General features: G+C 49.5%; 7 protein-coding genes and 2 rRNA genes. 5 read left to right on the forward strand and 4 right to left on the reverse strand.

What is annotated here, in order from left to right; translation table 11 throughout:
- Both DG046_RS09485 and rrf read left to right on the forward strand, forming a co-directional pair.
- Positions 1-164, forward strand: a 23S ribosomal RNA gene (locus DG046_RS09485); the annotation flags it as partial.
- Positions 165-190: 26 nt separating this feature from the next.
- Positions 191-307: ribosomal RNA gene (rrf, locus tag DG046_RS09490) — 5S ribosomal RNA — on the forward strand.
- 191 nt (positions 308-498) lie between these two features.
- On the opposite strand, the gene DG046_RS09495 is transcribed toward rrf, so the two are convergent.
- From DG046_RS09495 to DG046_RS09505, 3 genes are read right to left on the reverse strand one after another with little or no spacing between them, the layout of a single operon-like run.
- Positions 499-984 carry a hypothetical protein gene (locus DG046_RS09495; protein ID WP_108832250.1) on the reverse strand — a complete coding sequence of 162 codons (486 nt, stop codon included), beginning with the start codon at positions 982-984 and terminating at the stop codon, positions 499-501.
- Positions 971-1,192 (reverse strand): helix-turn-helix domain-containing protein, encoded by a 222-nt coding sequence (locus DG046_RS09500; RefSeq protein ID WP_108832251.1) that lies wholly within the window; start codon positions 1,190-1,192, stop codon positions 971-973. Before DG046_RS09500 ends, DG046_RS09495 begins: the two co-directional genes overlap by 14 nt.
- Positions 1,193-1,200: 8 nt before the next feature.
- Positions 1,201-1,683: a DUF2975 domain-containing protein gene (locus DG046_RS09505; protein ID WP_108832252.1), complete on the reverse strand. Its 483-nt coding sequence runs from the start codon at positions 1,681-1,683 to the stop codon at positions 1,201-1,203.
- Positions 1,684-2,252: 569 nt separating this feature from the next.
- Between DG046_RS09505 and DG046_RS09515 the strand changes: the two genes are divergently transcribed.
- Complete coding sequence (locus tag DG046_RS09515) at positions 2,253-2,672, forward strand: flavodoxin (protein ID WP_417878540.1); 420 nt, start codon at positions 2,253-2,255, stop codon at positions 2,670-2,672.
- Positions 2,647-3,240, forward strand: coding sequence for a DUF3793 family protein (locus tag DG046_RS09520; RefSeq protein ID WP_108832255.1), 594 nt, complete (start codon positions 2,647-2,649; stop codon positions 3,238-3,240). Before DG046_RS09515 ends, DG046_RS09520 begins: the two co-directional genes overlap by 26 nt.
- A 100-nt stretch (positions 3,241-3,340) precedes the next feature.
- Here DG046_RS09520 and DG046_RS09525 read toward each other — a convergent pair whose 3' ends face one another.
- Complete coding sequence (locus tag DG046_RS09525; protein WP_159082122.1) at positions 3,341-4,255, reverse strand: LysR family transcriptional regulator; 915 nt, start codon at positions 4,253-4,255, stop codon at positions 3,341-3,343.
- 233 nt (positions 4,256-4,488) lie between these two features.
- On the opposite strand from DG046_RS09525, the gene DG046_RS09530 reads away from it, so the two are divergent.
- Positions 4,489-4,779, forward strand: coding sequence for a hypothetical protein (locus DG046_RS09530; protein ID WP_108832257.1), 291 nt, complete (start codon positions 4,489-4,491; stop codon positions 4,777-4,779).
- Positions 4,780-4,879: the final 100 nt, after the last annotated feature.

Genomic DNA, 4,879 nt, shown 5'->3' on the forward strand with positions numbered 1-4,879 from the left:
GAAGGGATAAGCGCTGAAAGCATCTAAGCACGAAGCCCCCCTCGAGATGAGATTTCCCTCAGTAATGATAAGACCCCTTGTAGCCTACGAGGTAGATAGGTCTCAGGTGGAAGTACAGCAATGTATGCAGCTAAGAGATACTAATCGGTCGAAGACTTGACCAAAAGAGATTGTATATGCACTTGGTTCGTCCGGTGACGATAGCAAGAGGGACACACCTGTACCCATGCCGAACACAGAAGTTAAGCCTCTTAACGCCGATGGTACTTGGTTGGTAACGACCTGGGAGAGTAGGAAATTGCCGGTCACACAAAAAACGCACGCTGATCTAATGACGGCGTGTGTTTTTTTGTGCGCATAAAAGGAAAAAAGAGCGACACAATAGAAGAGGCAAGTCTCTTGTTGTGGTTGAAATGAAGAGGCTAAATAAAAAAGAGGGCTGCCGTGCTTGAAGCGGTAGCCCTCTTTTCGGATACTCCGAAGAGTGCGTGATATCTTTTAAGTGTCGTAGACCAGATACATAATCAGCAGATTCTCCTCATCCACCACCAGGGCGTCGTAATTGGAGATATAATCCACCGGTCCGCCCGGGGATCGGTCTACGAAGTAGTAGCGACAGTTAGGAAATGACAGGGCGGGCGCTTTAATGCCCGGTTGCACCTGTTTCGCCCAATTCAGCGCCGAGTCCACTTTCCTTCCGATCTCGCTGTTCGCGGAAAAAGCTCTCGTCTTTTTTAAATCCTGATTTAGCTGCGCCATGTCCTCGTCATTTAATTTATAAATCGTGTAGCTTACGCCGTCGCCGAGAAAATCCGGCGGCTTTTTCACATCGTCCACGCAGACGGCCCGTCCCGTGACGTGGGTGTGAAAGGCGTGGTTCATGGCCTTGATTGTCCGGGGCGTGGCGTCGGAGAAAATAATAATCGCCGCGAGCCCCACAAGAAAGAGGGCGCCCAAAATTTTCAATCCATTAGTCCGCGTCATTCACATCGCCTCCTTCGTAGCGCAAAATATCTCCGGGCTGACAATCCAGGGCCTCACAAATGGCCGAAAGGGTGGAAAAACGAATGGCCTTGGCCTTTCCCGTCTTTAAGATAGAGAGATTGGGCAGGCTCACGTTCACCGCCTGAGACAATTCCGTGAGGGTCATTTTTCGTTTGGCGAGCATTAGATCTAAATCCACACAAATCATGGCGCACCTCATATGGTCAGGTCGTTTTCTTCTCGCAGACGGCGGCCTTCGTCCACCGCATCGGCCAAGAGGAAGAAAAAGAGGGCCGCCGCCGCGAGGAGGGCGGCGAGGAGAAAGAAGAGCAGAAAGAGGGCGGCGAGTTGCATGTTTACGGCCAGGTAAATGGCGAGAAGCAAAAAGCTCAGGCAGGCGCCTAAAAAGCACAGGCCCACCCGCTCCAGGCCGCGAACCATGGCGGCGGTAAAGAGGCGGCCTTTGGCGTACAAATAGGTGGTGTAGAGGCCGAAGGCCAGTCCCGCGAGAAGAAAGGCGCCGCTCGCGCTCCAAAAGGCGAGGCAGGCCGGGATCAGGGGCAGAAAAATGGTGAATGAGCTGTCTTTAAGAACCCATGCTTTTCCTAAGGCGGAGCCGACGATGGCGAAGAAGGCGCTCGTCGAAAGCATGGCCGCCGCCAAAGTGACGGCGATAAATGTGGTTTGTAATCGTTTCATGTCCACCTCCTGTTTTCATTATACCCGTTATTTAATGATAAACAATAAATAATTAGCGAAAAACGTAAAGAAACAGAAAAGAAATGATCGCCGTGTGGAAAAAGAAAGCCGGGAAAGATAAAGCGAAGAAAAATAAAAACAGAGAAGCTGCGGAAAGGGGGAGGTTGAAAAAGAAAAAAGCGCGAAGGCGGTTGATGAGGAGACGGGGAATCGAGAAGACGATGAAATCAGTCCGCGCCCGAACAGCTTTCTATCAAATGGAAAAGACGTAAAAATCGAATCTCGCGGGAAGAAATTTCGATCAAAAATCGGAAAAGTCATAAAAAATCGAACCCCTGCGTGAAAATTATAGGCTTAAAAACCGCGGAAACAAGGGGCTGAAGAAATAGTTGAAAATAAATCTCAAAAAGTTTCGAAAAACCCTTGCAAAAATTCGAAGTGCCCGCTATAATAATCAATGTAAACGATACGAATTATCAAATCATTCTTTGCGGTACATATTCAGGTGATTCTGTCGTTTATGCCAATGCGTGCAGCGTGAACGTGCCGCAAGGTAGAAAGGAGGAATTTTGATTCCTGTAATTTACTGGTCGGGAACCGGCAACACCGAAGCCATGGCGAAGGCAGTCGCCAAAGGCATCGAAGCCGCCGGTCAAGAAGCTTCTTTAATTGAAGCTGCCGATGCAACAGAGGCCATGGTAAAAGATGCAGACAGGATCGCGTTCGGTTGTCCGGCTATGGGTGCAGAAGAGCTGGAAGAAACCACCATGCGACCCTTCATGGACGATGTGAATCCCCTGTTAAAAGGAAAATATGTGCTGCTTTTCGGCTCCTACGATTGGGCGGACGGCGAATGGATGGAAACTTGGGAGGACGAAGTTCGAGGACTCGGCCCCGCGTATGTCGCCACCGTGATCTGTAAAGGTGAGCCGGACGAAGACGGCGTGAAGGAGTGCCAAGAAAGTGCTCGCGCATTATGTGAAGCGTAAGCTCAATGACTCCACGGTTCGTTACCTAAACCAATGCGATACATGCAACGATCGAGACTACCTGGAAGCGATTTTAAAAGCCTATACGGCGCCCACGGTTTTTTGCGGAAAGACCGGAACTCTGGTTAACTTAGTCAATCCTTCAAGAGATCTAACCCGGTGTTGGGCGCAGGACGAAAGCATCAAGCATGCCATACCCCTTGCGTATGCGGAGCTGATCAATCCCAAGGGCAGTTTGCTTCTCTACTTTTACGATCGAAAACGACTTGAACACAGACTGACAGACAAACGATGCCGAGCTTTCTTAAAGAATCGCGGCTATGATTACGCCAACGCGGACGAAGCCATTGCGGAATTAAAAACACGGTTTTTAATTGGCTGTCCCGACGAAATCGGCATCTTTCTCGGTTATCCGGTCTCCGACGTGGAAGCCTTCAGCCAGAGGCGACACCATCGATTCGTCGGTTACTGGAAATGCTACGAAAACATCTTGTTGTCGAAAGTGCGCTTTTTCTTATTTGACTTAGCGAAATACTTTGTCATGAACAAAGCAATACAAGAATACTAAAATAATGACACCTTCCTATATTCTGAAAAAAGGCGGACGCTGAGGCGTCCGTTTTTTGTTGAAAAAACCCCATGGGCACACCATGGGGTTTTGTCAAAGTTTACTCGAGGGCCCGGGGCAAGATCTCCAGGAGGTAGCTGCGCACGGCGCTTATGGCGTCGCCATTGTGGGCCGCGGAATTTTCGCAGAAGACCACGCGCCAATCCACGGAATCCTGAATGGGGATCATCACCAGGTTATCTACCATTTCTTTTGTGAAGAAGTCCCGCACGATCTCCGGCATAAGGCTGATGTAGTCCGTGCCGATAAGGGTGGTGACCTGGAAGTCCCACACGGATCCCGCCAGGGCCACGCGGGGCTCGAGCCCCCGGGCGCGAAGAGCGCTTTGTATCAGGGAATAGGTGGCGTAGCGATTGCCGGGGATTGAGAGGGGGTAGTGGGCGATGTCTTCCCACTGCAGAATCGTTTTTCCGGCGAGGGGATGGTTTTTTGAAAGAATGGCGGCGAACTTTCGGTGGTCGATGCGCGTCGTGCGAATGCCCACGCTGTCGAAGTCGTTGGGCTCGGTCATAAGGGCCATGTCCACGGAAAGATCCAGAAGCCCTTCCTTAATGGCCTCCTGATCGTATTCGTGAAAGAGAAATTCCGTCGTGGGAAACTTCGCCTGCAACGAAAAGAGAATGGAAGCCATGTAGCTCCGCAGGAGAAAGGGCGGCGCGGCAATGGATACGGAATGGGTGTAGCGATTGCCGATGCGCTGCAGTTGATTCATGATTTTTTCGTGGCGGGCCAAGAGGAGCTTGCCCTCGTCGTATAGATACTTTCCCCCCGGCGTCAGAGCGGTGTAGCGGCCCTTGCTTCGCTCGAAGAGGCAGAGCCCGCTTTCCCGCTCCATGGTTTTGACGGCGTTGCTCAAGGCCGGCTGGGAGATAAACAGATCCTGGGCGGCCTTAGTAATATTGAAATCGTGTTCGACGATGGCGATAAAATAGGCGATTCGTTGGAGATCGATCATGGCACCCTCCATAAATAAAATGCAAATTACATATAACTTCAGATTATGAAAACCATTACATATCTGTCTTTTTCATAACAAGCAACTCTTGATACACTGTTTATAGTTCATTATAAACAAAATTCAACGAAGGCGATAGGCGGACACTCTATTTTTTTACGACAACCTCGGACGAAAAATAGAAAGGAAGCGATTAGGTATATCGTCAGATTATGGAAAGGTAGGAATTATTTATGGGAGCTATGGGCTTGTTGATTGCACTGGCCATACTGGTGGTCATGGTATTTAAAGGCTACCACGTGTTGCCTGTATCCTTGTTCGCATCGCTGGTTATTTTCTTGTTCAACCGTTTCGACATTTGGCCCGGTTTTATGGATGGCTACGCGCCGGCCATGACGGGATTTATCGCAAATTACTTAATTATGTTCCTCCTGGGATCCTTGGTCGGTGAGCTCTTATCGAAATCGGGGGCGGCATCCTCCATTGCGGAAAAGTTCGGCTCTATAATATCCGTTGGGGAGTAACCTCCTCAATGGATATTTTTGTGCAAAAAGATAGCACTTGTTTTCCCTATCACCTAAAATTAAATCACCACAAAATAATAAAGGAGGGCAAACAAGTGCA

Origin of the sequence: Aedoeadaptatus coli (assembly GCF_900343085.1) — a bacterium.
GTDB classification, from domain to species: domain Bacteria; phylum Bacillota; class Clostridia; order Tissierellales; family Peptoniphilaceae; genus Aedoeadaptatus; species Aedoeadaptatus coli.

Coding starts and splice junctions, on each gene's coding strand:
- DG046_RS09495 (WP_108832250.1), bottom strand. CDS start 984: ATGACGCGGACTAATGGATTGAAAATTTTGGGCGCCCTCTTTCTTGTG.
- DG046_RS09500 (WP_108832251.1), bottom strand. CDS start 1,192: ATGATTTGTGTGGATTTAGATCTAATGCTCGCCAAACGAAAAATGACC.
- DG046_RS09505 (WP_108832252.1), bottom strand. CDS start 1,683: ATGAAACGATTACAAACCACATTTATCGCCGTCACTTTGGCGGCGGCC.
- DG046_RS09525 (WP_159082122.1), bottom strand. CDS start 4,255: ATGATCGATCTCCAACGAATCGCCTATTTTATCGCCATCGTCGAACAC.
- DG046_RS09530 (WP_108832257.1), top strand. CDS start 4,489: ATGGGAGCTATGGGCTTGTTGATTGCACTGGCCATACTGGTGGTCATG.